At 50.6% G+C, this 26,341-nt stretch carries 19 protein-coding genes; 9 read left to right on the top strand and 10 right to left on the bottom strand.

Features of this window, described 5'->3' with window-relative positions; genetic code table 11:
• Positions 1–62 precede the first annotated feature (62 nt).
• The 3 genes from AC2YIT_RS04930 to AC2YIT_RS04920 all read left to right on the top strand — a co-directional run bounded on the left by AC2YIT_RS04930 (position 63) and on the right by AC2YIT_RS04920 (position 3,680).
• Positions 63–1,565, top strand: a complete 1,503-nt coding sequence (locus tag AC2YIT_RS04930) for a sugar ABC transporter ATP-binding protein (protein ID WP_487278419.1) — start codon at positions 63–65, stop codon at positions 1,563–1,565.
• A gap of 139 nt (positions 1,566–1,704) precedes the next feature.
• A complete protein-coding gene (locus AC2YIT_RS04925) occupies positions 1,705–2,637 on the top strand; it encodes an ABC transporter permease (RefSeq protein WP_487278418.1) in 933 nt (310 codons plus the stop codon).
• A gap of 98 nt (positions 2,638–2,735) precedes the next feature.
• Entirely contained in the window at positions 2,736–3,680 is a 945-nt protein-coding gene (locus tag AC2YIT_RS04920) for a sugar ABC transporter substrate-binding protein (protein WP_487278417.1), read from the top strand.
• Positions 3,681–3,683: 3 nt separating this feature from the next.
• Here AC2YIT_RS04920 and AC2YIT_RS04915 read toward each other — a convergent pair whose 3' ends face one another.
• Complete coding sequence (locus tag AC2YIT_RS04915) at positions 3,684–3,854, bottom strand: hypothetical protein (RefSeq protein WP_487278416.1); 171 nt, start codon at positions 3,852–3,854, stop codon at positions 3,684–3,686.
• Positions 3,851–4,294, bottom strand: coding sequence for a DUF6934 family protein (locus AC2YIT_RS04910; protein ID WP_430841882.1), 444 nt, complete (start codon positions 4,292–4,294; stop codon positions 3,851–3,853). The genes AC2YIT_RS04915 and AC2YIT_RS04910 overlap by 4 nt, the downstream gene beginning before the upstream one ends.
• 160 nt (positions 4,295–4,454) lie before the next feature.
• On the opposite strand from AC2YIT_RS04910, the gene AC2YIT_RS04905 reads away from it, so the two are divergent.
• Together AC2YIT_RS04905 and AC2YIT_RS04900 are read left to right on the top strand one after the other, a co-directional pair.
• Complete coding sequence (locus AC2YIT_RS04905; RefSeq protein ID WP_487278415.1) at positions 4,455–5,822, top strand: Gfo/Idh/MocA family protein; 1,368 nt, start codon at positions 4,455–4,457, stop codon at positions 5,820–5,822.
• A gap of 312 nt (positions 5,823–6,134) precedes the next feature.
• The gene (locus AC2YIT_RS04900; protein WP_487278414.1) at positions 6,135–6,710 is read left to right on the top strand and encodes a DUF4136 domain-containing protein; all 576 of its coding nucleotides are present in this window, start codon (positions 6,135–6,137) and stop codon (positions 6,708–6,710) included.
• A 53-nt stretch (positions 6,711–6,763) separates the two neighbouring features.
• On the opposite strand, the gene AC2YIT_RS04895 is transcribed toward AC2YIT_RS04900, so the two are convergent.
• From AC2YIT_RS04895 to AC2YIT_RS04880, 4 genes are all read right to left on the bottom strand, one after another.
• Positions 6,764–6,991: a hypothetical protein gene (locus AC2YIT_RS04895; RefSeq protein ID WP_430841888.1), complete on the bottom strand. Its 228-nt coding sequence runs from the start codon at positions 6,989–6,991 to the stop codon at positions 6,764–6,766.
• A gap of 3 nt (positions 6,992–6,994) precedes the next feature.
• Positions 6,995–7,288, bottom strand: coding sequence for a type II toxin-antitoxin system HigB family toxin (locus AC2YIT_RS04890; RefSeq protein WP_430841890.1), 294 nt, complete (start codon positions 7,286–7,288; stop codon positions 6,995–6,997).
• Between the two features lie 99 nt (positions 7,289–7,387).
• Complete coding sequence (locus AC2YIT_RS04885; protein WP_487278413.1) at positions 7,388–11,758, bottom strand: efflux RND transporter permease subunit; 4,371 nt, start codon at positions 11,756–11,758, stop codon at positions 7,388–7,390.
• A 118-nt stretch (positions 11,759–11,876) separates the two neighbouring features.
• Entirely contained in the window at positions 11,877–13,331 is a 1,455-nt protein-coding gene (locus tag AC2YIT_RS04880; protein WP_487278412.1) for a TolC family protein, read from the bottom strand.
• Between the two features lie 156 nt (positions 13,332–13,487).
• Here AC2YIT_RS04880 and AC2YIT_RS04875 point away from each other — a divergent pair, with 156 nt between their 5' ends.
• Both AC2YIT_RS04875 and AC2YIT_RS04870 read left to right on the top strand, forming a co-directional pair.
• Positions 13,488–14,165, top strand: coding sequence for a response regulator transcription factor (locus AC2YIT_RS04875; RefSeq protein WP_487278411.1), 678 nt, complete (start codon positions 13,488–13,490; stop codon positions 14,163–14,165).
• A complete protein-coding gene (locus AC2YIT_RS04870) occupies positions 14,162–15,421 on the top strand; it encodes a sensor histidine kinase (protein WP_430841898.1) in 1,260 nt (419 codons plus the stop codon). The genes AC2YIT_RS04875 and AC2YIT_RS04870 overlap by 4 nt, the downstream gene beginning before the upstream one ends.
• A gap of 149 nt (positions 15,422–15,570) precedes the next feature.
• Here the strand turns inward: AC2YIT_RS04870 and AC2YIT_RS04865 are convergent, their stop codons facing one another.
• The gene (locus AC2YIT_RS04865) at positions 15,571–17,043 is read right to left on the bottom strand and encodes a TlpA family protein disulfide reductase (protein WP_487278410.1); all 1,473 of its coding nucleotides are present in this window, start codon (positions 17,041–17,043) and stop codon (positions 15,571–15,573) included.
• Positions 17,044–17,229: 186 nt separating this feature from the next.
• Here AC2YIT_RS04865 and AC2YIT_RS04860 point away from each other — a divergent pair, with 186 nt between their 5' ends.
• On the top strand, positions 17,230–20,181 hold the full coding sequence (locus AC2YIT_RS04860) for an FAD-binding and (Fe-S)-binding domain-containing protein (protein ID WP_487278409.1): 2,952 nt from the start codon (positions 17,230–17,232) through the stop codon (positions 20,179–20,181).
• 4 nt (positions 20,182–20,185) lie between these two features.
• Here the strand turns inward: AC2YIT_RS04860 and AC2YIT_RS04855 are convergent, their stop codons facing one another.
• Positions 20,186–20,446, bottom strand: a complete 261-nt coding sequence (locus tag AC2YIT_RS04855; RefSeq protein WP_487278408.1) for a hypothetical protein — start codon at positions 20,444–20,446, stop codon at positions 20,186–20,188.
• A gap of 210 nt (positions 20,447–20,656) precedes the next feature.
• On the opposite strand from AC2YIT_RS04855, the gene AC2YIT_RS04850 reads away from it, so the two are divergent.
• The gene (locus tag AC2YIT_RS04850) at positions 20,657–21,421 is read left to right on the top strand and encodes a hypothetical protein (protein ID WP_430841904.1); all 765 of its coding nucleotides are present in this window, start codon (positions 20,657–20,659) and stop codon (positions 21,419–21,421) included.
• Positions 21,422–21,502: 81 nt separating this feature from the next.
• Here AC2YIT_RS04850 and AC2YIT_RS04845 read toward each other — a convergent pair whose 3' ends face one another.
• Together AC2YIT_RS04845 and AC2YIT_RS04840 are read right to left on the bottom strand one after the other, a co-directional pair.
• A complete protein-coding gene (locus AC2YIT_RS04845) occupies positions 21,503–22,963 on the bottom strand; it encodes a SusD/RagB family nutrient-binding outer membrane lipoprotein (RefSeq protein ID WP_487278407.1) in 1,461 nt (486 codons plus the stop codon).
• Between the two features lie 25 nt (positions 22,964–22,988).
• Positions 22,989–26,126 carry a SusC/RagA family TonB-linked outer membrane protein gene (locus AC2YIT_RS04840; protein ID WP_430841908.1) on the bottom strand — a complete coding sequence of 1,046 codons (3,138 nt, stop codon included), beginning with the start codon at positions 26,124–26,126 and terminating at the stop codon, positions 22,989–22,991.
• Positions 26,127–26,341 lie beyond the last annotated feature (215 nt).

Genomic DNA, 26,341 nt, shown 5'->3' with positions numbered 1-26,341 from the left:
TCTGAGGCTTTAACCGGTTCCTGCATAGCGGGTGAGGTTAAAGCCTCAGTTTCGATACTGCTATGTCCGATTATATTCTGAGGGTTAAGGAGATTTCCAAGTCGTTCTCTGGCGTCAAAGCGCTGGACAACATTCATTTTGACCTGAAAAAGGGTGAAGTACATGCCTTGATGGGGGAGAATGGTGCAGGGAAATCGACCTTCATGAAAATATTGATCGGTCTTGTTGCGCCCGATTCCGGTGAAGTTTTGCTTGAAAACGAGAACCTGATCGGGAGCCATGTGAATGAAACCTTGAAAAAAGGCATTTCCATGATCCACCAGGAAATCCTTATCATTCCTGAACTGACCGTGGCGCAGAATATATTCCTGGGAAGGGAAAGGGAAGTTTCGGGGAAAAGCGGGATCCTTTCGGGTTGGCTGAATGATTCGGAAATCAACCGGCAGGCGGCCGCATTGTTGGACCGGATAGGCGTCAACATCGCCCCAAAGGCAAAAATGAAAGATCTTAGCGTGGCGCAAATGCAAATGGTCGAGATTGCGAAGGCTATTTCGAATAATGCCAAAGTGATCATCATGGACGAACCGACTTCGGCGATTTCGGATAAGGAGGTGGAGACATTGTTCCAGATCATCCGCGATTTGAAGGCTGAGGGCGTCAGTATGATCTACATTTCCCACAAAATGGACGAGATATTCCGGATCTCGGACACCATTACCGTGCTCCGGGATGGGAAATACATTGGTACCAAAAGTGCCGCCGAACTGGATCAAAACGCTTTGATTACCATGATGGTGGGCCGGGAAATTGATCAGATGTTCCCGGAAGCGATGCAGCCTGTTGGGCGGGAAGTACTTTCAGTGCGGAATCTGGGGAAAGCGGGTAAGTTCTCCAATATCAGTTTCAATGTAAAATCCGGTGAAATACTGGGGCTTGCAGGGTTAATGGGAGCGGGTAGGACGGAGATAGCCCGGGCGATATTTGGGCTGGATGAATGGGATGAGGGAGAAATTACAATGAAAGAATCGCCGCTTCGCGCGCGTGCGCCACGTGAGGCGATCGATCGGGGAATCGGGTATGTGAGTGAGGACAGGAAAGGGTTAGGGTTTATTCCAAGAATGTCGGTCAAGGACAACATCACGCTTTCGAGCATGAACAATCACCGCAAAGGCGGTTTTATTGACACACACAGCGAGCAATCGGTCACTACAAAAATGATCGCCGATTTAAAGATCAAAACGGCCGGAACCGGTCAGCACGTAACGTATTTGAGTGGGGGAAACCAGCAGAAAGTCGTCATTGGCAAAGTATTGCTCGCGTCGCCCGAAATCATTATCCTCGACGAACCGACGCGGGGCGTCGACGTTGGGGCGAAATTCGAAATTTATAAACTGATCCGCAGCCTGGCCGATCGGGGTATGGCGGTGATCATGATATCGTCGGAACTGCCCGAAATCCTGGGACTCAGCGACCGGATACTGGTATTATCGAAAGGCAAACAAACCGCGTTGCTTTCCAGGGCAGAGGCGACACAGGAGTTGATCATGAAGTATGCGGTGGCGTAGCGGCTGTCGGCTGTCGGCTGTCGGCTGTCGGCTGTCGGCTGTCGGCTGTCGGCTGTCGGCTGTCGGCCGAATATGGGGGTGCAATTTAATACATCAATTAAAAGGTTCGACTGCCGAAAGCCGACAGCCGAAGTATAATATGAACAGATTCTCCAAACTAGGCCAATACGGTATCTTTTTCGCATTTGCATTGATATGCGTCGTGCTGGCGTTGAGTACGCCGAAATTTTTTACCGTTTCGAACTTGCTGATTATTGGTAATCAAGTGTCCATCAATGCATTGCTCGCATTTGGCGTCACTTTTGTGATCATAACAGGCGGCATAGATCTTTCGCTGGGCTCCATGGTGGCGGTAACAGGCGTTGCGGCCGCGAGTTTTGCACATCCTGATACCTATCCGTTGGTGGTACCATTGCTGGTTGGTCTGGGGGTGGGTTCGGCTATGGGCGCGTTCAACGGCTTGGTGATTACCAAAAGCAAAGTGCCGCCATTCATCGTCACCCTGGGAACGATGACCATCGGGCGCGGGTTGGCATTGATCCTCAGCAAAGGACGGCCCGTTTCAAACCTTTCAGACGAGTTCAATTTCATTGGCGGTGGGAGTATTGCCGGTATTCCGTTCCCTATTATCATTTTGCTGGTCGCATTTGCAATCTGCTCGGTAGTGCTGAATAAAACCATTCTCGGACGCTACATGTATGCGGTCGGAGGCAATGAGCCTGCCGCGCGGGCGTCGGGCATACGTGTAAGGCGTGTCAAAATGTGGGTATATACCATTTGCGGGTTGCTTTCTGCATTGGGTGGCATCTTGCTCACGTCACGTATTACCACCGGGCAACCTAACGCTGGCGCCGGATTCGAACTCGACGCGATTGCCGCTGCGATTATCGGTGGTACCAGCACCTCGGGCGGCACCGGAACCATGACCGGCACATTGATCGGTGCATTGTTGATCGGGGTGATCAGTAACAGTCTCGATTTGCTGAATGTCACTTCCTATTATCAGCAGGTAGTAATGGGGATGATTATCATCGGCGCGGTGGTACTGGATGGGGTTGGGAAGAAGGATTGACTAGGGGAGGAAAGGGGGGAAGGAGAATGGAGGAGGGGAATTGATTTTGATATACTGAAATATATTTCGACGGCCGACAGCCGAATGCCGATAGCTTTATGAAATGTAACACAATTTTTACCACACTTATCGCCGCTGCTTTACTCGCGGGCTGTAATAATCAATCATCAGACAAAGCATCCGGCGAAGGCGGCAGCGATAAGCTCGTAATCGGTGCTACCATGCTGAGTATGCAAAATGAGTTTATCGTGAATGTGAGCGATGCCATGGAAGCAAAGGCCAGGGAAATGGGCGTCGAGCTGATTACCGTGGACGCCGAACGTTCGGCTTTGAAGCAAGTGGAACAGGTGGAGAGCTTTATTGGTCAGGGCGTGGACGCGATCATCATGAATCCCTGCGAGGTGGAAGCCAGTTCACCGGCAGTCAAACTGGCCATGGACGCGAAGATTCCCATTATTAACGTCAACTCCGAAACTTCTGCCAAACCGACCGCATTTGTAGGCTCGGACGACACCGAGTCGGCGCGCATAGCGATGAAATACATTGCCGAAAAGCTAGGCGGCAAAGGCAACGTGCTGATGATGCACGGCTTCATGGGCCAGGCCGCGCAAATCCGGCGGGACAATGGCGCCAAAGAAATCCTGAAAGCCAATCCTGGTCTCAAACTGCTTGCTGAACAAACCGGCGAATGGGACCGGGCAAAGGGCATGTCCCTTACCGAAAACTGGATCCAATCTTACGGTGATAAAATCAACGCCATTTTTGCGCAAAACGATGAAATGGGCATGGGCGCCGTGAAAGCGCTGGAAGCAGCTGGTTTAAAAGGTAAAGTGCTGGTTGTAAGCGTAGACGCTATTCCCGATGCATTACAGGCTGTGAAGAAAGGAACATTGGATGCCACTGTTTTCCAGAATGCCAGGGAGCAGGGTGGAAGGGCCATTGAAACGGCAGTGAAAGCGGCTAAGAAAGAGGCTTTTGAGAAGGAGGTACTTATTCCGTTTCAGCTGGTGACGAAGGAGAATGTGGGGGCGTTTTTGAAGTAACAATTACTCCTTTTTGACATTTTTACGCATTGCACTCAAATCGGCAGTTGCCAGGAATTTCTCCGCGGCGTCAATTTTGACCTTGAGAAAAGCCTGGAACTTTGGATCGGCGAACAGCTTTTCCCTGCTTTCTTTGATGGACATTTCTTTGATGGACATTTCTTTGATTTTCATATGCCTCTTAATTTGATGATATAGTGATGATATTCTCTTCCTGTCTGAAATGGTTCTGTCACTGAATCATTTATCCCATAAATTTCGTAATACTTTTTGATTCTTGAAAGTTCTCTTGAAATGATGATCCGGTACAGTCGGTTTTTGGCCGGGGTATTGGCCTGTAAATAAATGTCGGCCTGAGTGTAGCATTCGAAAAATTGTGCAACACACTGAATAACGGTTGCCATAATCTTTTCAAGGTCGCCATTATTACTAATCGTCTGGTCGCAAAAACTTCCATCCGGAAGCACATCGACAAGTGCCAGGTTGAAAATTCTGTGTGCTGATAAAGGAGTAAAAATGATTGCCTTCCGGATCGTCCGCTCAGGACTAACACTCAAAAATCTAAAATAAAGCCGATCATCGTCGGCGTAAAACGGATAAAATTCCAAATCCATACAATCGGGAGATAGCGGGTACCATATCGAATGCAGGAAGTTGAGTAGTAGGCTCGGCAAATGTAAAATAATCTGTCCTTAAAAGTAAAACGCCACGCTTCCCGCCCTTTTATCCCCATATGGCATTTGCCAGTTTTCCTAAAACCAATCAAAATCACGAATGAATACTTTCAATATCAACCGCCGTAGTTTCCTCCATGGGGCCACGGCAGCACTGGCACTTTCCACTTTCGGAGCGCAGGGAATGGACCTGATCAACCCCGCCAAAACATGGCGCGTAGGGTTAATTGGTACAGGTTGGTATGGTAAAAGTGATCTTTTCAGATTGATTCAGGTTGCGCCCGTGGAAGTGATTGCGCTTTGCGATGTGGATAAAAATCAATTGAACGAAGCGGGTAAGCTGGTTAGCCAGCGGCAGAAATCGGGCAAGACGCCGAAATTGTATGGCGACTACCAGAAAATGCTTGCGGAAAATGAACTGGATATTGTACTGATAGGCACACCCGACCATTGGCACGCCTTGCAAATGATCGACGCAGTGAAAGCCGGCGCGCACGTATACGTGCAGAAGCCGATCAGCGTGGATGTTATGGAGGGGGAGGCGATGGTAGCCGCGGCGCGTAAATATAAAAAAGTAGTACAGGTAGGAACGCAACGCAAAAGTACGCCGCATTTGATCGACGCTAAGAAGAATATCGTCGATGCAGGTTTGTTGGGCAAGATTTCGCATGTGGAGATGTGCTGCTATTACCACATGAGGGCTAATGGCAACCCGCCGGTGGAAGCGGTTCCGGGTTATCTGGATTATGAAAAATGGACCGGCCCCGCGCCCCTGCGCCCGTACGACGGCTCGCCACATGTTCGCTGGTGGAGGACGTTCATGGAATACGGCAACGGTATTACCGGCGATATGTGTGTGCATATGTTCGACACGGTGCGCTGGATGCTGAAACTAGGCTGGCCGAAAAAAATCACGTCGACAGGTGGTATTTATGTGCAGAAGGAAGGTAAGTCTAATATATCGGACACACAATCAGCGATTTTCGAATACGACGGCTTGAATTGCGTTTGGCAGCACCGTACGTGGGGCACACCGAACAATCCCGATTATCCCTGGTCATTTACACTTTACGGCGAAAAGGGAACGCTCTGGGCAAGTACCATGGCTTACGATTTCATTCCGCAAGGCAAGGGCGAGAAGATTCACAAGGATGTCGTTTATGAAAAGGAAAAATATCCCGAAGACCTCAAAGAAGACAAGATCGAACTGAATGCGGCACCCGCGACACGCCTTCACATGCTGGACTTCCTTGCGGCGATCGATAACAATGGCCGACCTGTTGCGGACATTGAGGAAGGGCATATATCGACGGCAAGCTGTATTTTAGCAAATCTTTCGATGAAAACGGGCCGTTCGATTGTTTATGACCCAATAAAACGCGAAATTGTGGGAGATAGAGAGGCTAATGCGTTGCTGGCCCGCACCTACCGGGCTCCCTACAAACATCCTGACTATAAACACGTCTAGGATAGGTCTTGAAAGTTCGTGGTCCCTTATATATTCCCAGTACATCGCGTCCGGCAAAATCCGGGCGCGTTTTTGTTTTTGGTCATACTTTCCCTTGCGTGAACTGCAACAGAAACATGTTTTTACAAGTAAGGTTAAAAGAATGAACTATGGGCCATGCAAACGTTTGAAACGTCTTGAAACAAGGAATTTTACCGATCGATATATCAGTTTTATTTGTTTATAAGTTTAATAGATGTTTCACAGGTATTTAAACCATTTACCCTCTGAAACTGTCAGAATAGCATAACAATAACCAAACGTTAAAACACAATGAAAACCATAGTGAAGTTGATAAAATCCGCAGGTATGGCGGTTGTGGCGGGTGTATTCATGATGGCATGCAGCAATGCCCTTCAAGTGAGTTACGATTACGACTCCTCAGTGAACCTGAAACAATTCAAAACCTTCAAAGTGGAGGCCGAGCATAATATGGAGCAGGACCCGCTGCTGGGTAGCGAATTGAACAGGCGCCGGCTGGGCGATGCCGTTGTGGAAGTGATGGAAGCCAAAGGCTATAAACTGGATCAGCAAAACCCCGAAATTGTGGTGCGGTTTATGACGGACGTGAAGGATCGCCAGCAAGTGCGTTCCAACAACATGTATTCGCCTTACATGTGGTGGTATGGCGGGGGTAACAACATCTCGACCTATAACTACCAGGAAAGCCGCTTTATCCTCAATATCTATCAGAAATCCACTGAAAGAATGATCTGGCAAGGCTGGGCTTCCGGCAAAGTGAAGGCGCCAACCAAGAAGGAGGACCAGAACACGATGATCAAAAACACCATGGCGGACATCCTTCGCTCCTTCCCGCAAGCAACGCTGGACACTTATAGCAGGAAGTGATTTTAAAGGGAAATAGCAAAAAATGCCGGGCTTACGTCCGGCATTTTTTATGGCTATGTATCGTCTCTCAGGCCCGATTCCTCCATCCGAATCCTCGCATAGTCCTCGGGCGATGGTTCTTCGATCGGGTAATGTACCTCTTCGTACTGGTTGACCAGCAATGCGAGCACTTCGGCTTCCTTGGCTTCCTGACTACCGACAGGCGCATCAAATAACACATCAAGGCGCGCCAAGGCCTCGTTATATTCTTCCTCGGTCTCGATCAGTTTTACATCTACCATCTCCTAAATTGTCTTCGCGTTAATCCTGTCGTATTCTGCGTGCGTTCCCAGCCATTTGATCATAATTCGTTTATGTTCAAAGCTAATGCGGGTTACCATTCTGTACCGACTACCCTTTACATTGAAAATAACCCTGTTGTCTGCGATCAGATCCGCACTTTTGAAATCTGCTTTCAAAGCATTTAAATCGTTCCAGTGCGCCTTCCTGACGGTTTTGAACCAGGAGGTCAGATAAGGTTTTGAATCAGCATGAATTTCGTAAAATTCTTTCAATTTTCTGAAACTGATCACATTCATGAAATGGTGTGCATTTTTAAACAAAAATAGAGCGGAAAAGTTGTCAATAGGACCACTTCTCCGCTCTAATGAACGAACGGCTGATGTTACGGTTATAGCTTACAAGTCCTGCCCGTTACGATACTCCTCAGATGCCTTCTTCACAATCGCATCGCCATCGTGCAGATCACCGAATACTTCAACGAGCGTATCGACCACGACACCGCGTTTCACAGGCACCCATTCCGCTTTTTTACCTTTGTCGCGGATGACGAAGACTTGTTCACTGGAATTGACGACCGCGGTCGTGGGAACGAAAAGCGTATTGCCGGTGCGCTCGGTGCTGAGTTGCACTTGTGCGTACATGCCGGCTTTCAGCTCGTTCGAGCGGTTGTTGACGTCGAACTCAGTCATCATCGAGCGGTTTTCTTCGGACAACGTACGAGAGCTGCGGGCGTAAACGGCCTTGTAAACCTTTTCAGGGCTCGCCGAAACCGTAAAACTTACTTCGCCTTTATTCGGGATGGCACTCGACATGTTTTCAGGGATTGCAAGCGTCAGACGCAGTTTTGTGTTGTCTTCCAGGATAAATAACGGCTTCGCACCGCCCTCGCCCGGGCCCACAAGCGCTCCCGGACTGATGTTCCGTTCGGTAATAATGCCGTCGAATGGCGCAGTCACAGTCAGGTAGCGGGAAAGTTCTGTTTTTGTTTCCATGAATGATTTCGCGGCTTGTACATTGCCTTGGGCTACGGCCATAGCGGAGCTGTCGGCAGCGGCACGCGCTTTGGCGAGGTCCAGTTCATGGAGCGACACGGCCCCTTCGGTGCGGTTGGTTTTTTGGAGACGGCTATATGTCAATGCGCTGGCCTGGTACCGCGTGGTGGTTTGCTGTAATGCGGCTTCCGCGGCGATCAGTTGAGCCTTGGCCTGGCTTAATTCCGAGATCACTTCCGGCGCTTCCAGTATGGCCAATACCTGGCCTTTTCTGACAACCGTACCCCGGTCGACATTTACTGTTTTGACAAAACCTTTCACCTTAGGATGAATGCTCACCTTGTTCCATGGCTTCAATTCGCCTGGCAACGCAATCTGCTTAGCTGGTTTCATGCTTTTGACGTAAGCGAGTTCGACGGCAGCGGGCTCTTTGGCGGCATGCTCCGTAGTTTTGGCTTCATGGCTGTCGCTCGTTTCGGCAGTGCTGCTGCACGCGCTCATTCCTGCGGCGACCGTGATCAGTATCAGAATGGATTTCAAGGTATTCATGGAAACGGATGTTTGGAGTTTTTTACGGAAAAAATTGCTTTCGGGATCCTCGGGGTCGAGAGATACCGAATTGACGGACGCTTTGCGCTGCACCAATGTGAACACGGCCGGTAAAATGAGGAGTGACGCTAACGTAGAGGCGATCAGCCCCCCGATTACCGCCTGCCCGAGCGGCGCGATCTGGTCACCGCCTTCGCCGAGGCCCGATGCCATCGGGATCATCCCGGCGATCATCGCAATACTCGTCATCAGGATGGGGCGGATCCGGCTACCGGCTGCGAGGGTTACCGCTTTGTGCGCGTCCTGCAATTTGAGCCGCAGGTTTTCAGCATTGGTTACCATCAAAATCGCATTCGCTACCGATACTCCCACGGACATGATCAGACCCATGTAGGATTGCAGGTTCAGCGTCGCACCGGTAAGCAGGAGCAGGCCGATGGAGCCTACAACTACCGCAGGGATAGTGGAAAGTACGACCAGCGATAGTTTGAACGACTGGTAAGTAGCCGCCAACAAGAGGAACATAATCACAACCGCGATTAACAAACCCGTTTGCAAGCTGCTCAATGTTTCAGTAAGCAGTTCGGTTTGCCCTTTCAGTTCTACAATTACCCCGCGTGGCGGCTCGCCTGCATTCTTGATTGCCTTTTGAACGGCGGTAGTGGCTGCACCGAGATCCTTTTTGTGGATATTGGCCGTGACGGTTACGAGCCGGTTCGGGCCGGCGCGGTCGTATTCCCCGGGTGCTGTTTTTTCAGAAAAAGTAGCCACGTCAGCGAGCAGTGGGTTGCTGACGCCGGTTTTCAAAGGAATAGTGCCGATGTCTTCCACGGAGGTCATCTGGTATTCCGGAATCTGCACCTGGACCTGGTAGGCAAGGCCTTTGGCATCGTCGAGCCAGAGGTTTTTGTCGGTAAAACGGCTGGAAGACGTCGCTGCGACCATCGAGCGCGCTACCTGCGTAGAGGTAATGCCCAATTGTCCGGCGCGTTCGCGGTCGATTTTTACGTCCAGGATCGGGTATTCCAATGGCTGGGCAATCTGTACATCGCGGAGGAATGCAATCTGCTGCATTTCCTTTTGAATCTTACGCGCAAACCTTCCGGCTTCTTCCACATCCTTGGCGGCTACGCTTACCTCGATCGGCGTCGATGCGCCCTGGCTCATGATTTTGTCGACTAGTTCGATGGGTTCGAATGAAATGGCCAGATTTGGAATTTCTTTGGCTATTCTTGCGCGCAGCTTTTCTTTCAGGGCATCCATCCTCACGGGAAACTCTTCTTTCAAAGAAACCTGCAAGACCGCCTCATGCGGGCCGCTATTGAACACGAAAATGTTGGAAGTACCATAGCTGGAAGGCACAGTGCCCACATAGGCCGAGGATATTTCGACATTTTCTTTGCCAACTTCCGATTTAATCAGGTTCAGCACCTTCAACGTAGCCTCTTCCGTGCGCTCCACACGTGTGCCATCGGGTACCCGCATGCGCATCTGGAACTGGTGGCTGTTCGCTTTCGGCAGAATATCCGTGCCAATGAGGAAAAATCCGCCGATAATCAATGCAATGCTACCGACGAGGTACACCGGAACGATCAGGCGCTTGCCCATAATGCCGCCGAGAACATTCAGGTATTTCAATTTAAATTTTTCGAAACCGGTAGGTGGCAGCGAAGGGTGCGCTCCTTCTTCGATCACATCCTCAATCTCCTGGTTATCCAATGCCAAAGTAGGTGCCTCGTGGTGCGGATGATCTTTCAAAAGCCAGTTGGAAAGCACAGGTACCAATGTCTGTGAAAGCAAGAACGAAGCGATCATCGCGAAACCCACGGCCAGTGAAAGCGGCAAAAACATAGATCTTGGAATACCGCTCATGACAAACGACGGTGCGAAAACGGCCAGGATTGCGAGCAAAATCAGAAACTCGGGGAATGCAATTTCCTTACACGCGTCCCAAATAGCCTGCTCCTTCGGTTTGCCCATTTCCTGGTGCTGGTGAATGTTTTCAATGGTCACTGTTGCCTGGTCTACGAGTACACCGATAGCCAGTGCCAAGCCGCTCAATGTCATGATGTTGATGGTTTGCCCAAACAAATTCATCAATATCACCGCCGAAAGAATCGAAATAGGAATAGTCACAATGACGATAATCACGCTGCGCCAGTCTCTGAGGAAAAGGAGCACCATCAAGCCTGTCAGCAACGCACCGAGAATCCCCTCGGTAATGAGGCTTTTCAATGAGTTGGTCACATACACCGACTGGTCGAATTCATAGGAAATTTTCACGTCCTCCGGCACCGCGTTGCGTAACTGAGGCAATGCAGCGCGGATATTGTTCACCACATCGAGCGTCGAAGCATCGGATTTTTTAACAACAGGAATATAAACCGCCCGGCGGCCATTGATTAATGCATAACTCACGGTCACATCGGCACCGTCTTCCACCACCCCCACATCGCGGATGAACACGGTAGGCCCGGCTCCAACGCGGATAGGAATATTCAGAAAATCTTCCGGTTTCTTAATCAGTGAGTTGACGGGTGTCATCAAAGTCTTGTCACCCATGCGAATGTTACCCGCCGGCGAAGGCTGGTTGTTGGCAATAATGGATTTGATGACCTCCTCTGGTGTCAGATGGTAGCTTCTAATGCGCTCGGGATCGACGCGCACGACGATCGTGCGCTGGTTACCGCCAAATGGCGGTGGGCTGGAAACCCCTTCGATGCGGCTGAACATGGGACGAACGCGGGAGGACGCGAAATCCTGGATTTCGTTCAGCGACCGGGAGGCGCTTTCGAATACCATTTGTCCGATCGGCACTGAGCTGGCATCAAAGCGGACCACCTGCGGCGGTACGGTACCTTCGGGCATGTAGGCCTTCGCGCGGGAGACGTTGTTGGCGACCTCCGCAGCGGCCTGCGCCATGTCGGTACCGGGATAGAACGAAAGTTTGATCAATGATAACCCCTGGATCGTTTTCACGTCCACATCACGGATACCCGACACGTACAGGAAGTGGTCCTGGTAGCGGGTGGCAATGAAGCCATCCATCTGGTCAGGAGCCATACCTCCGTAGGGCTGCACCACGTAAATGGTCGGCAAATCGAGGTTGGGAAAAATGTCGACGGGAATGCTCCGTATCGACAGAATCGAGAAGAATAGGATGCCTATCACGACTACCACAATGGAAATGGGCTGTCGGAGGGCAGTTCTGATGAGTTGATACATAATGTTCAGATTTATATTTTGTCATGCTGAGCGCACTCGAAGCATTTTGTAGGATGGCGTCGTGCGAGATGTTTCGACCGTCCGGCGGCCCGGTACGCTCAGCATGACAGTTTGCATGTCATTGGGCTATTTGATTTAGGAACATACTTAGGTCACCTGCAGCGGCGGCTTTGAGTAACAGCGAGCGCCATGCATTGCCGTTGGTGACAAACTTGTCCACTTCGGCACGGTTCAATGCATTTACGCTCTGTGCCAATGTGAAAAGGTCGGTCAGACCACTCTGGTACCGGGCCTCGGCCTGATTGAATGCCGTACGCGCGGCCGCGAGCTGCACGGGTGTGAGGCGCGCCTGCGCGAGCGAGAGCTGGAACTGGATTTCAGATTCGCGCGTCTGGCGGTCGAGTTGCAGCTGCTGGGTTTGGTATAATGACTTGAAGCGCTCGACCTGGAATTGCTCGGCATGGTAATCGTTTCTGACCTTGAAAATGTTGGTGAGGTTCCAGCGGGTCGAAACGCCTACGAGGTAGTTGTAAACCTGGTATTTGACGCCGCTGCCGAAGTCGGTGCGGAAGGAATCATCCTTGTTTGAAACGCCCGAACCACGTCCCCAGCCTGCACCCACGAGTGAAACAGAGGGCAAATAGGAGCGTTTAACGGCCAGGCTACGCGCCAGCGAGGCGTCGATTTGGGCTTGGGAGAATTTTAATGCGGGGTTTTTCAAGAATGATCCGATTTCGGAGACCGCAGGCAATTGCGAGTAAAAACTCATGGTATCCACCTGAATGCTATCGCGGAGTTCGCCGGTCAGCTCCGAAAACCGGAGTCGCTGCGCCTTTTCCGATCGCTGACTTTCCAGTAACAGCAATTGTGCTTTGGCATATTCCGCGGCAGCCAATGAGCTGTCGACGCCCGGGCGCATTCCAGAACTTACGGCAGCGTCGGTAACGCGTTTGAAAACCGAGGCCCTTTCCAGGTTCTGCCGCTGGGCATCTACCAGTTTCTGGTTAATCAAAAGCAGCAGATAGGCATCGATGATTTTGACCTGATGCTGGAAAAGCTCGTTTTCATAATCCGCCTGGCTGCGGGCCAGATCTGCTTTGGCGGCATTGACATTGGCATTCACTTTTCCAAAATTGAAGACCTTCCAATCGACCAGCGCCGTGGTGAAGCTGCCGAATGTGGCCGTGTAAATGTTTTCGGGGCGGATACCACCGGACGGCGACAATGCGCTACCCTCGTTGGGCAGGAACGCTCCGGCCACGCTGTTGCTGGTGGCGTAGGTATATTGGTCTTGCACAATAAATGCGGGCAGGTAATCGGTTTTGACGGACTTGATCCGGCTTTCGGCGGCGTGTATTTCGGCCTGTTTGGCTTTCAGGAACGGAAAATTGCCTTTGCCCTGTTCCAATGCTTCGTGCAGTTTGATTTGCTGCGCGTTCGCCTGCATACAAGCGAAGGCGACAAAGAAGAATGCAAGCCACCGGTTTTTGATTTTGAAGTTCCGGTGCGCCGGAGAATGCGCGTTTCCCGGCGGAAAAAAGCGGGAAACCGAATGATACTGGGAGTGCTTCATAATTCGGGTTAAAGATATTTTTAGCCGAAATTAGAGCTCAATTCTGGAAACATTTGGGAAATGGAACCCTGCAAGGGGCTGTTTATTACCCGATTATACTTCCTAAATGTTTCCAACTTCAGGGTGTATTTTTGCAAAGTATCTTTTGAAAGAGGAATGAAAATTTTAGTTGTCGAGGACGAAAAAGGGCTGGCAGAAAGTATCACCGATTACCTTTCCCGCGAAGGGTTCATTTGCGAGGTCGCCAACACATTCTGGCAGGCCGATGAGAAAATCAGCTTGTATCAGTACGATTGCACGATTGTGGACCTGACGTTGCCGGACGGCAATGGCTTCGACATTATCCAGACCTTGAAAAAAATCGCCGCCGCAACAGGTATTATCATTATTTCGGCGCGCAACACGCTGGAAGACAAGCTGAAAGGATTGGAAATAGGTTCGGACGATTACATGACCAAACCTTTTCACCTTTCGGAATTGAATGCCCGGGTGAAATCGCTGATCCGGCGCAGGAATTTTGGTGGGAGTAATGATATGACCTGGAAGGATATCCGGGTTAACTTGCCTGCCCGAAAGGTTTTTATCAAAGATATTGAAACCACATTATCTAAAAAGGAGTACGATCTGCTGCTCTATTTTCTTTCCAATATCGACGTGGCGTTGACCAAGGAATCCATTGCGGAACATCTCTGGGGCGACAATATGGATTCGGCCGATTCGCTCGATATGGTTTATTCTCATATCAAAAACCTTCGCCGGAAGATCGTTGAAAAGGGCGGAAAAGATTACATTCAATCGATTTACGGGATAGGATACAAATTCACAGCACCTTGAAACTGCTCGAAAAAGCCAGCCGCATTTACCTGCTCGCCTCGCTGCTGATTTATGTGGCAGTGGGGATTGCTTTTTTCTGGATCATCAAATTCATGATCTACGACGAGGTGGAGAGCCGGCTGATGGTCGAAAAGCAGGATTTTGAAGCCTATGTCCGCAGCAACGACACTTGGAGCAACAATTCTTACTTTGTCGAAAATAAAATTGAAGTGGTACCGGTGTTCGGTAAATTTGACAACAAAGTTGCATTCACGGACACGCTCATCAGCAACCGCTACGACGAAACCGCCGATCCGTTCCGCCAGCTTACATTTTATACATTAATCGGCGGCTCGCCCTACCGCGTGGCGATCAGGAAGTCGATGATCGAATCCTACAAGCTGATTGAAGCCATTTCGGCAGCGATGATCGCGTTTTTGGGGTTGCTATTGGTCAGCACTTTCCTTTTTCACCGCGTTTTGTCGGGCAAGCTGTGGAAGCCTTTTTACGATTCATTGGCCAGGATCAAGGATTTCGACTGGACGAAAAACAAGCCGCTGGAAACCGTGCGAAGCGAAATTACCGAATTTAACGAGCTGGGGGATGTGATGGAGAAGATGGCGTCGAAAATGCAGCACGACTATCGCAGCCTCCGCGAGTTCACCGAAAATGCTTCCCACGAAATCCAGACGCCGCTCGCGCTGATCAATGCGCGGGTGGAGCAGTTTATCCAATCGAAGGATTTGGGCGAAAACCATACTTACTGGATTGAAGAGATTTACCATGCCGCACGACGGATGTCGCGACTTAACCAGGGGCTTTTGTTGTTGGCTAAAATTGAAAACCAGCAGTTTACCGAGCAGGAAGAGCTGGATCTTTCCGGGCTGGCATTGAATAAGTTGAAAGATTTTGAAGATATCTTACAGCATAAAGAGATCCGCGTTTCATTGCAATCGACAGGAAATTTCAGAAAAGTAATGTCGCCTGCACTGGCGGATATTCTGCTTACGAACCTGATCAATAATGCAATCCGGCACAACTATACTGGCGGAGAGCTGCGGCTGGAATCGGGTTCCGACTATGTGCAGGTGAGTAACACCGGGAATCCGTTGAAGAGCGAGCCGGAGCGGTTGTTCGAGCGGTTCAAGAAGGAATCGACGGGGGCGGATTCGCTGGGGCTCGGACTGGCGATCGTGAAGGAGATTTGTGATAACTGCGAACTGCGGATTTCGTATCAGTACGAGGAGCCGATACATTCGATCAAAATCACAGGATGATGGTGCGAAGCTCCTGCTTCGCACACGCTATGTGGAGGCCTCTGGCCGACTTTTGCACAATGTTGGATGTCTGACCGGCCGGAGGCCTGCGAATGGTAGGCACGAAGCGCAGCTTCGCGCCAGCTTGTTCAGCACAGCTTCGCTTTACATTATTTTGCTACTTTCTGTAACTCGGCTTCCAGGGTCTTATTGTTCGGAAACTCCTGTGGAATCCAGCGGTTCACGATCTTACCCGCACCATCGATCACCAGGAACGGATACCGGATATCGATGCCGTATTTCTCTTTCAAAACCTCGATGTTTTCATCCGAAGCCCAAAAATGCTTTGCGGTTGGACGCGCCTTTACATATTGCTTCCAGGTAGAAAGCGGGATGCCCGTCGCAACAGAAATGTAGGCGAACGTAACCTTATCGGCATATTTATCTTCTAAAACCTTCAATCCCGGCTCGTGCTGTCCGATGCTGAATGAGAATACCATCAGAACCGGCTTGCCTTGCAGTGAGGAAACCGTTACCGCGGCGCTGTCGGTATTGAGCAGGGTAATGTCCGGGACGGCGGCGCCCGGTTGTAACGATTCTTTGGTCTGGATCAGCTTGGAAATGTATTCGGTGTGAGGCGATTGCGGGAATGTCGTTTTGTAGTCTGCCAGCAGTGCTTTGGCGGTTTCGATGCCCGGAATAGCCGTCGCCGCGTAGTTGAGCCAGTAGGTAGCCAGGTATTCTTTCTGTTTCGGATAATTAGCCAGCTTTTCCTTGCTGAATGCATATACATCCTTCAACGCATCCGGGCTGATTTCATAGCGTGTTTCCGATTCGAGCGGATATTTACGGGTCGAGGGAATGAGCGCCCAGTTGCGGAGCTCGTCACGGTAAGCCTGACTGAGCAGTGCGTCGTCGGGCTGGATTTTGAAGTCGGTCAATGTGAAATCTTCAAGTTCCTTACGCTGCGTGGCGTCGAGTTTCGCTGCCCGATTGCGACGCATGATTTTCTCCTGAATCAGCTGGCGGGTCAGTGATGGCTCGGTTGCGGTGGTAGCCAGCACATATGCTTCGAATGCAGGTACCACCGGATTCGCCATTTTGAATTTCTCAAACGCATCAAGCCTCACTTTTTTCAGGCTGTCGCTTTGTTGCACGACGCTTTTATTGTCGATTTGTGAAGGTTTATAGCCAAAAACCGGCAGGTACTGGTATTGGTTTTCCAGAAAATAGTTTTTCAAAAATGTCTGATAACCGGCATTCTTGCCTGCGAAAGTCACGTCGGCCTTGTCGGCGAAGTTGATCGTGAGGTCGTCGCCGGGTTGCAGAAAGAGCATCCAGGTCTTGTTTACACCGTTACCGCTGTATTGCAAGCGCATCATTTTGGGCTCATTGAGCTGAATGACCGTTTTTTCAGTCGTTTTGTCCGCAAAGTTTACCGAGGCCACTGCGTCGAGCTTCGCGTCGGCAAGGCCTGTGCCCAGATTGGGGTGAAAATGTACATCTTCGAGCACCAGCGTAACGGTCACAGGGGCCTGTTTGGTCGTTGTGACCGTAATATTGGCGGTATTTTGCGCGTAAGCAGCCCGGGCTAATGCGGTCAGGCAGAATAGTGTGAGGATCAGAATGTTTATGTGTTTCATCGGTTCGAAAGGAAAAACTGTTTTACCCAAAACAGAAGGCGTAAAAATTGTGCCAATATACGTAACTCAGGGCGGTATCTGCTCCGGCGGCTTATTCAGCGTAGGTCGCGGGCACATTCATGCAGTTTTTCAAAGCATTAATAGGCCAACTACCGTAAATTCGCGCTTTGATTATCGATTGTTCCTATGACCCGCGTTTCACAATTCCAGTTCAACACGCTCCGCGCCCGATTCGAGGGAGAGTTGTATTTTGATAATTCCACTTTACACACTGCCCAGCGCACGGTTTACGCTACGGATGCATCGGTCTACCAGGAAATGCCGGTAGCGGTAGCTTTGCCGAAAACCGTGGAGGATATCCGTTCGCTGATCGACTTTGCCCAAAACAATAAAGTAACATTGATTCCCCGCGCAGCCGGAACCTCGCTGGCCGGGCAGGTGGTAGGAAAAGGTATTGTGGTCGATATTTCGAAGCATTTCCGGAAGATTATCGAGGTAAACCCGGACGAAAAATGGGTACGCGTGCAGCCGGGCGTGATCCGTGACGATCTGAACAAACACCTTGCACCCTATGGCCTGCTTTTTGGCCCGGAAACTTCCACGGCCAGTCGCGCGATGATCGGCGGGATGATCGGGAACAACTCGTGCGGGCTGCATTCCATCACCTGGGGCGCCACGCGCGACCATTTGCTGGAAGTAAAGGTGTTGCTTTCGGATGGTTCCGAAGCGATTTTCAATGAGCAATCCATCGCTGATTTTACGCGTGAAATTCGTGAGAAACAAGTCAAAGGCCAGCGTCTGCAATCGATTCTGGCAGGCATGTTCGGGCTCATATCCAATCCTATTGACCAGGACTTAATCAAAAAACAATTTCCAAAACCGACCGTCACCCGCCGTAACTCCGGTTATGCGCTGGACGCCTTGGTCAGGAATTTTGAAAAAGGGAATATCAACCTCTGTAACCTCATTGCTGGTTCCGAGGGGACATTATGCTTCGTTACCGAGGCTAAACTTGCGTTGGTCGATGCTCCTCCCGCGGCCGTGGGCGTCGTGTGTGTACATACGGGCTCGCTCGCGGAAGCGCTGCACGCGAACCGCGTAGCCATGCAGTATGATCCGAAGGCCTCCGAACTCGTCGACAAATACATTATGGATTTTACCAAAAACCATAATGTGTATTCCCAAAACCGGTTTTTTATGCAAGGCGACCCTGCGGCGATGCTGATGGTGGAGTTCTGGGGCATTGCTAAAGAGGAAGTAGAGCGAAAAGCGTCCGCATTAATTGCGCAATTGCAATCGGAAAACCTCGGATATGCCTATCCGTTGTTGTTCGGGGACGATGCCAACAAGGCCTGGGATATCCGTAAGGCCGGTCTCGGACTAATACGGAACCTGCCGGGCGACACACAGCCGGTGAATCTGATCGAAGACTGCGCGGTAGCCGTAGAAGATTTGCCCGCTTATATTGAAGAATTGGAGGTACTACTGGAAAAACACGGCTTGCACGCATCGTACTACGCCCATGCGGGCGCGGGCGAACTGCACGTGGAGCCGATGATTAACCTGAAAACGAGCGAGGGAAAACAGCAATTCCGTGATGTGCTGGCCGATACCGCTGTACTCGTGAAAAAATACAACGGCGCATTGTCGGGAGAACATGGCGATGGCCGCTTGCGCGGGGAGTTCATTCCTTACATGATGGGTGAGGATGTGTATGAAATGTTCAGGCAGGTGAAGCGGATCTGGGATCCCAATGGTGTTTTCAATGCCAATAAAATCGTGGACACGCCGCCGATGAACGAATTCCTGCGCTACGGGCAGGATAAGCCGAATCCGCAAATCGAGACCATATTTGACTTTTCAAGACAAGAAGGCATTCTTCGCCTCGCTGAAAAATGCAGCGGCTCGGGCGATTGTCGTAAAACCGAACTCACCGGCGGAACCATGTGCCCGAGTTACATGGCCACGCGCAGCGAGCGCGACACCACGCGTGCCCGGGCGAACATTCTGCGGCAGTATTTCACACCGGAAACGGCTCCGGCAACGAGCCAGGAAATGGTGAAAGAGGTACTCGACCTTTGCTTGTCCTGCAAAGGTTGTAAATCGGAATGCCCTTCGAGCGTAGACATTGGCAAAATGAAGGCCGAATTCACGCAGCAATACTATGAAAGCCACGGCGTGCCGATGCGCAGCAAGCTGATCGCCGGATTTTCAAGGCAAATGAAACTGGCCTCGATCGCTCCCTGGGCATTCAACGGTATATTCGGGACGCCGGCATTGCGGAGGATCGCTAATAAAATGGTCGGTTTCCATCCTGAAAGGTCGATGCCGAAGCTGGACAGAGAGACATTGAAAAGCTGGTGGGAAAAGCATCAGCGGAATAGGCCGGCGGTCCCGCCGCATTCGCGCAGGGTATATCTGTTTTGCGATGAGTTTACCAATTACAATGATGCTGAGGTTGGTAAAAAGGCCGTATTAATGCTCGAAAAGCTGGGTTATGAGGTCATTATCCCCGAACATGTGGAATCGGGGCGTTCGTATTTGTCCAAAGGTTTTGTGAAAGAAGCACAGAAACTGGCGATCCGGAATGTGGCTTTGCTGAAAGATAAAATCACTTACGACGCTCCGTTGGTGGGCATTGAGCCCTCGGCGATCTTGTCATTCCGTGATGAATATGTGGACCTGGTAGGGGAAAAAGAAAGAGGCAATGCGCAGAAAATCGCGGAGAATGCACTGCTCTTTGAGGAATTTATCGCCCGTGAGATTGATGCGAAACGCATTCAGAAAACTGCATTTGTCGGTAAAAATCAATTAATCAAGCTGCATGGACATTGCCATCAGAAAGCACTTTCGACGTTAACGGCTTCTAAAAAAGCATTGCAGTTGCCGGAAAATTATCATGTTCAGCTGATTCCGTCGGGTTGCTGCGGAATGGCGGGTTCGTTCGGCTATGAGGAAGAGCATTTCGATGTATCGATGCAGATCGGGGAGTTGGTGCTGTTCCCAACTGTCCGGCAGCAGCCCGAGGATGTGATCATCGCAGCTGCCGGGACGAGTTGCCGCCATCAGATCAAGGATGGCACAGGACGCAAAGTCATGCACCCTGTCGAGATTTTATACGACGCACTGATCAAGTAGCACCCTATTGCGTACCGCGCACGTGCTCATAAACCGTATCCGAACGCAATGGCGTACCGGCGGTATCGGAAGCAATGCTGTCGACAGCGGTTGTGCCCTGGTCGGCCGGGTTATCAGCCTGTCCTGACAGGTTTCTGTCGTGGTTAAAGAAGCCGCCAAACCAGGCGATCAGCGAAAGAACGATACCGATGCCGACGATCCACTTCCAGGCGTTCTTCACGTTCTTGGTGGCCCTTGCTTCCTTATCTGTTTCTTGCCTGTTCATGGGTTGAATGATTTAGTTTGAAATAACCCTTACCATTTCCATACCAGCGCGGATTCGGCACTTTTCGAGCGATTTATATAACATTGTGTTGATAAAATTTCCCCAAACTAAGTCGTGAAACTAAAATGTAATAAATCGGGGATGTTTCATGTTACCTTAGCTGGAAATTTCGTTTCACGTACTAGTTCTTCTCACAAACCAGCCATATTCATGAAAATCAGCCAACGTTTCTCTATCCTTATTTTTGCACTTTTCCTATTTACGCAACTCGATGCACAGGCACAAAACGATAACCGGTCCTTCTTTTCGGTTACTGCCGGGTACAGCTTGCCGGTAGGGGAGCTTGCCAGGGAAAAACTGAACGACCCTTTTGCGGGTCTGACGGGCTCAGGATATTATGGTCAGGTGAATTATGATTTTCGCATCGCACGCTGGTTTGGGTTGAAGTTTTCAGGAAGTATGAACAAGAACACGACGCGCCCTCAGCCGATCGTGGACATTGCGGACCTCCGCGTGGAAGAAATCAAAGGTTTTATCAACGAAACCAGCTCTCATACGTGGGACACGCGCGTGTCGCGCTGGAAGTTCAATGCGATCATGGCAGGGCCTGCAATTTTCCTCAATTTCAATAGGGTGCAACTGGAAGGGCATGTGCAGGGAGGTTATGTACAAGTAACCTCGCCTACCGTGGATATGACCGGCACTTTCCAATCCGGTGAAAACCAGATACTCGTGCATTTGAGCCCCGCTTCTACCAGCGGTTTCGGTGTAGGTGCCGGTGCAAGCTTGCGTTTGCCGATTGCCGGGCCATTGTATTTCCACCTGTCGGGCGATTTCCTCGCGACCGAAGCCGAGCTGAAAAACGTAGCCGTGAATGTGCGCGTGGGTAACTATCCGGAAGTAGGTATTCCGATTAACGAAAAGCGGTTTGTTGGGGTTGCGAATATCGGTGCGGGATTGGGGATTTCATTTTAACCATACCAGATACTAAAAGAAAACGGGTCGGATGCCGCACGCATCGACCCGTTTTGCTTTTTTAACAGGTTTGGATATGCACTATTTTGCAAACCAAAGCTTCATTTTCATGTCATTCTTGCCTCCCTGGGCGGTAAGGGCCGCTGAGAAATTCTCGTAGTTCAGCGATTCCTCGGAACCAGGATAAGACAGCCGCGTTGGAATGACGTTGCCATTGGTATTCAAAACAGGAGGGGAAAGGGCAGGAATGCCGGTTCGGCGGAACTCGGTCCAGGCTTCTACACCCTGGCCAAAGAGCGCGATCCATTTCTGCTCCATGATCTGGGTAAATGCTTCTGAGCCCGTTTTCAGCGCGTTGGCTGTAAGGTAGGCTTCGAGAACGGTCAATTTATATTGCGCAAATGAGGCAGTAATGCCGTCCGCATAGTTTTTAGAAGCGGTACCTGCTGCTGCAATGCCTTTGTAGGCGAATTCCGCTTTGAGGAATAGCAGTTCGGCATAGCTCATGATCACACCCGGAGCGGTCGCAGCCACGAAGTAATCGCCTACTTTCGAGGTTTTGGATAGGCCTAATGCATTCGCGTCGGACGATGACAGCCCGTTTGGAACACCCTTGTAATCACCTCCATCCGCAGGTTTGTTGGCATAAACGGCCAGGCGACCGTCATTCAATGCCGCTAGCTTGGTCACCAAAGTGGCGCTCACGCGGTGGTCGTCGCGTGTTTTGCGGTTCTGGTTCACAGGATTGTTGTTATTCGTCGCGTCGAGGTAGTTGAGCTGGATATTGTCAGCCACCGACTCCATCACGGGGTATTTTGTCGGGTCATTGAGAATGCGGGTAACTTCCGATTTTACATCGATGGGTGCGTCGGCCTTATCGATCATCCGAGCAAGCACGCGCAGGCTCAGCGAGTTGGCAAATTTCTTCCATTTGGTAAGGTTGCCATTAAAGAGAATATCGCCGGCAATCGCCTTACTTTTGTCATTAATGTCGATCAGGTCGTTGGCTGTTTTCAACTCGGCTACAATGCCGGCATACACGTTCTTTTGCGCGTCGTATTTGGGCAAAAGCTTGTCGTCCAGGCCCTGTAATGCGTCGGTGTAGGGAATGTCGCCGTATATATCGGTCAGCAACATGAATGCCCAGGAGCGCATAATCATCGCAACGGCCTTGTAGTTGGTATTGCCCGACTCTTCGGAGATTTTCATGATGCGTTGAAAATCCGCCAGGGATTCGATGTAAAGTGTTTGCCAGCCGGTATTGTAAACGTCCGCCGAAACAGTGTACTGGTCGATATCGGTGTACTGAATGCGCGCCCAGTGCTGCGAGAAGCCGTCGCCGATGTCCTGTCCGATAGAGCCGCCCCAGTAAAGGTCGACCGCGCTCTGGATGCCGTGTGGGAGGAAAAGGTCCGCCGTACCGGTCGCAGCACTGTTGTTGTTGGTATTGACTTCGTCGAAATCACCCGTGCATGCCGAAAGGCAAACGATGGATGCGGCGAGCAAAGTTTTGGATTTGAGTGAACGTATGATGCTTTTCATGCTTGTAATCAGTTAGGATAATGGCTTACAGGTTGAAGCTGATATTGAAACCAACCGTTCTGGTCGTCGGGATCTGCCCGTTTTCGATGCCTTGCAAGTTACCGTCGTTATAGTAGCTTGTTTCAGGATCGATGTGCGGCAGGTTGCTTTTCAGTAGCGCCAGGTTGCGGCCTACAACCGAAATCGCAATGTCGCGGAACGGCAGTTTCTTGAACACCTGCCCCGAAAGCATGTAAGTCAGCTTCACTTCGCGCAGCTTCACATAGCTCGCGTCGAAAATGGTATTCTCGTTGTTGGTCAGCAGGTAATATTTGTGATGGTACTCTTCGGAGCTGATGCGTTTTTCGTTCGGAACATATTCAGGCGCTGCAGCAGTACCTTTATTCACTACGCCTTGCCCGATAATGCCGTCTTCGCGTCCCAGGGTGGTTTCGGCTAATACCCCTGTGTAGCGACCGATGTTGATGGACTGCGAGAAGATGTCGCCACCATGTTTTACGTCGATCAATGTGCTCAATGAGAGGTTTTTGTAACGGAACGTGTTCGAGAAGCCGCCAATCCAGTCGGGTGTGAAGTTACCCAGCACGCGGCTCGACGATTCGAGCATCGGGTAACCCTGCGCATCGTAAACGATCTGACCATCCGGGGCGCGCAGGAAGCCCTTTCCGAAGAAAGTACCATAAGGCTGGCCCACGCGCGCTTCCACCGAAAGCCCACGGAAGCTGTTGGTAGAGGTAGTCTGCGTCAGTGGGTTATAGCTGGTGTTCAGCTGATAGGTGGTAAGGTTGTTGGCTAGCGAAACGACTTTGTTCTTGTTCCGTGCCCAGTTTAAACCTACTTGCCATTCAAAAGCCTCGGTCTTAACGGGCGAAGCCGTCAATTGGATTTCAATACCCTGGTTCTCGATTTTACCCGCATTCAGCAGTTTCGACAGGTAACCGGTTGCATTGGAAATGTTTACATCGAGGATCTGGTTGGAAGAGACCTTTTTATAGTAAGTAATGTCCAGGCCAATGCGGTTTTGCCACAAACGAATATCCGTTCCGATCTCATAGGAAGAGGTAAGCTCGGGTTTCAGGTTGGCATTCAGCAGTGCATTGTTTTCCGAAAGGCTCGGCGTGCTGCCCCAAGGGTTTTCGTATTTATAAGTACTTGCCAAACGGTACGGGTCGGTATCGTTACCCACGCGCGCCCAGCCTGCACGAAGTTTCGCAAACGATAACACCGCAGATTTTACGTCGAAAATGTCGGTAATGATTGCACTTACAGCCGCGGAAGGGTAGAAATAGGAGCGATTGTCGCTCGGCAGGGAGCTCGACCAGTCGTTGCGGGCAGTGAGGTCCACGAACAGGTAGTTGCGGAAACCGAGGTTGGCCGAAGCGTAAAGACTGTTCACACTTTTCCGGATAAAGCTGTTTTCCGTAACCGGGCGCTGGCGAGAGTTACCCAGGTTGTACACACGTGGGATCGCGAGCTCGGTCGCACCCATGTAGTTGCGCTGCGCATAGTTGGTGCGGTGGTTACCGCCGATATTAGCCGCGATATCAAACTCGCCAAACTTGTGCGTCGCATTCAAAAGAAAATCGGAGTTAGATTCGCGCACGAATATTTGCTCCTCATTATAAGCGTCATATAAAGCCGATGCCCCGATTTTTGCCTGGCGAGCGGCAGTTTTGGTCTTGCGACGATCCTCGTAGAAGTCGGTACCGGTTCGTGCTGTGAGGCTCAGCCAGTCGGTAAACTTGTAAGTTGCCGACATATTTCCGTACAACCTGTCGCGTTCGTTGGCTCGCGTGCTCTCATTAAGCAGGTAATAGGGGTTGGTCCAGTAATTGTCGTTCCAGTTGTATTGATAAATGCTGCCCGGCTTGTGGTAGTCTTTCAGCTTATCCATATCTACCTGGCGGCCAAACCAGATGAAGTACAACCCGAAATTGTTCCGGTTGTCGCTGCCGTCGTTCACATAATTGCCAGTGGCGCGAATACTCAGCTTTTTAGTAAGATTCCAGCCTGCGTTCAATGAAACTGTTCTTCTTTTGTAATTGGTATTAGGCAAAATGCCTGTCTGGTCGAGGTCGGTGAATGAAAGGCGGAAATCTCCTTTGTCGTTCGCGCCGGTAATGGCCACGTTGTTGGTGAGCGTCCGGCCGGTTTCGAAGAATTTGTCGACATTATCGGGATGCGCTACCCACGGCGTAGGCGTGCGGGTACCGTCTGCAGCAATGGGCGAGTCGAATTGCGGCAACAACCGGCCGTCAAGTTTCGGTCCCCAGCTTTCATCCACGCCGTCGTTCACCCCCGCGCCGGTTCCGTCCACATATGAAAACAGTCCTTTTGCGCCCTGGCCGTATTCATTCTGCCATTTCGGAAGGCGGAATGGCGATTCGAATGCCGTGTTGGAATTAAAAGAAACTCCGATTCCCTTCGTGCCTTTGCCGCTTTTGGTTGTGATCAACACAACGCCATTAGCCCCGCGCGAGCCGTAAAGCGCCGCCGCACTGGGTCCTTTCAGAACGTTGATCGATTCCACGTCGTCCGGGTTAATCGCTGCGGCGGCATTGCCGTAATCGATACCCGTCCCCGAGCCGAAATTACTGTTATCCACCGGTACGCCGTCCACGACGAACAGCGGCTGGTTATTGCTGCCGATGGAGCTCGCCCCGCGAATGATCATCCGAGACGAAGAGCCCGGTGCGCCATTGGAATTGGTCACCTGCACCCCTGCCAACCGGCCCGAAAGCGAGTTGACGAGGTTGGTCTCTCTCGCCTGTGTGAGCGTTTTCCCGCTCACCTCCTGCACCGCGTAGCCCAGGGCCTTCTTCTCACGGGCAATACCGAGGGCCGTTACGACGATCTCGTTAAACTGCGTCGCGTCGTTTTCGAGCGTAATGTCTAAGACGGTTTTCGAGCCGACGGGGATTTCCAATGTTTTGTAACCGATAAACGAAATAACGAGGGTCGCATTGGCCGGCGCACTGAGGGTGAAGTCGCCGTTGGTATCCGTGGTGCTGCCGCGGCTGGTGCCCTTGATGAGGATGCTGGCACCGGGAAGGTACCCGTCGGCCGACTGCACTTTGCCTTTGATGCTCAGGTCTTGCGCAAAACCAGCTCCGCTGAGGAACAGTAAGGCGCATAAGAAGCCCAATGTAAAGACTTTCTTCATAATTGATTAAGTAATGGAGTGAAACAGTTAGGTAATCTGATTAAAACAGAATAATCTTCTATTTTTAATTAATTTCAAAAAATATCTGATTGAGAAAAAATGTTTTAATGAAATATTCCGTGATGAAAATGATTTTATTTAAAATTTAATATTTTTAAAAGAGATGTTTATATGAAGTTACACCCGTCGGCAACTGGCTGAGGGTGAGGTATACC

The sequence above is a fragment of the Dyadobacter sp. SRI_021 genome (genome assembly GCF_057586235.1).
Note: the sequence above shows the minus strand (reverse complement) of the source record. Positions and strands in the feature narration are given on the sequence as shown.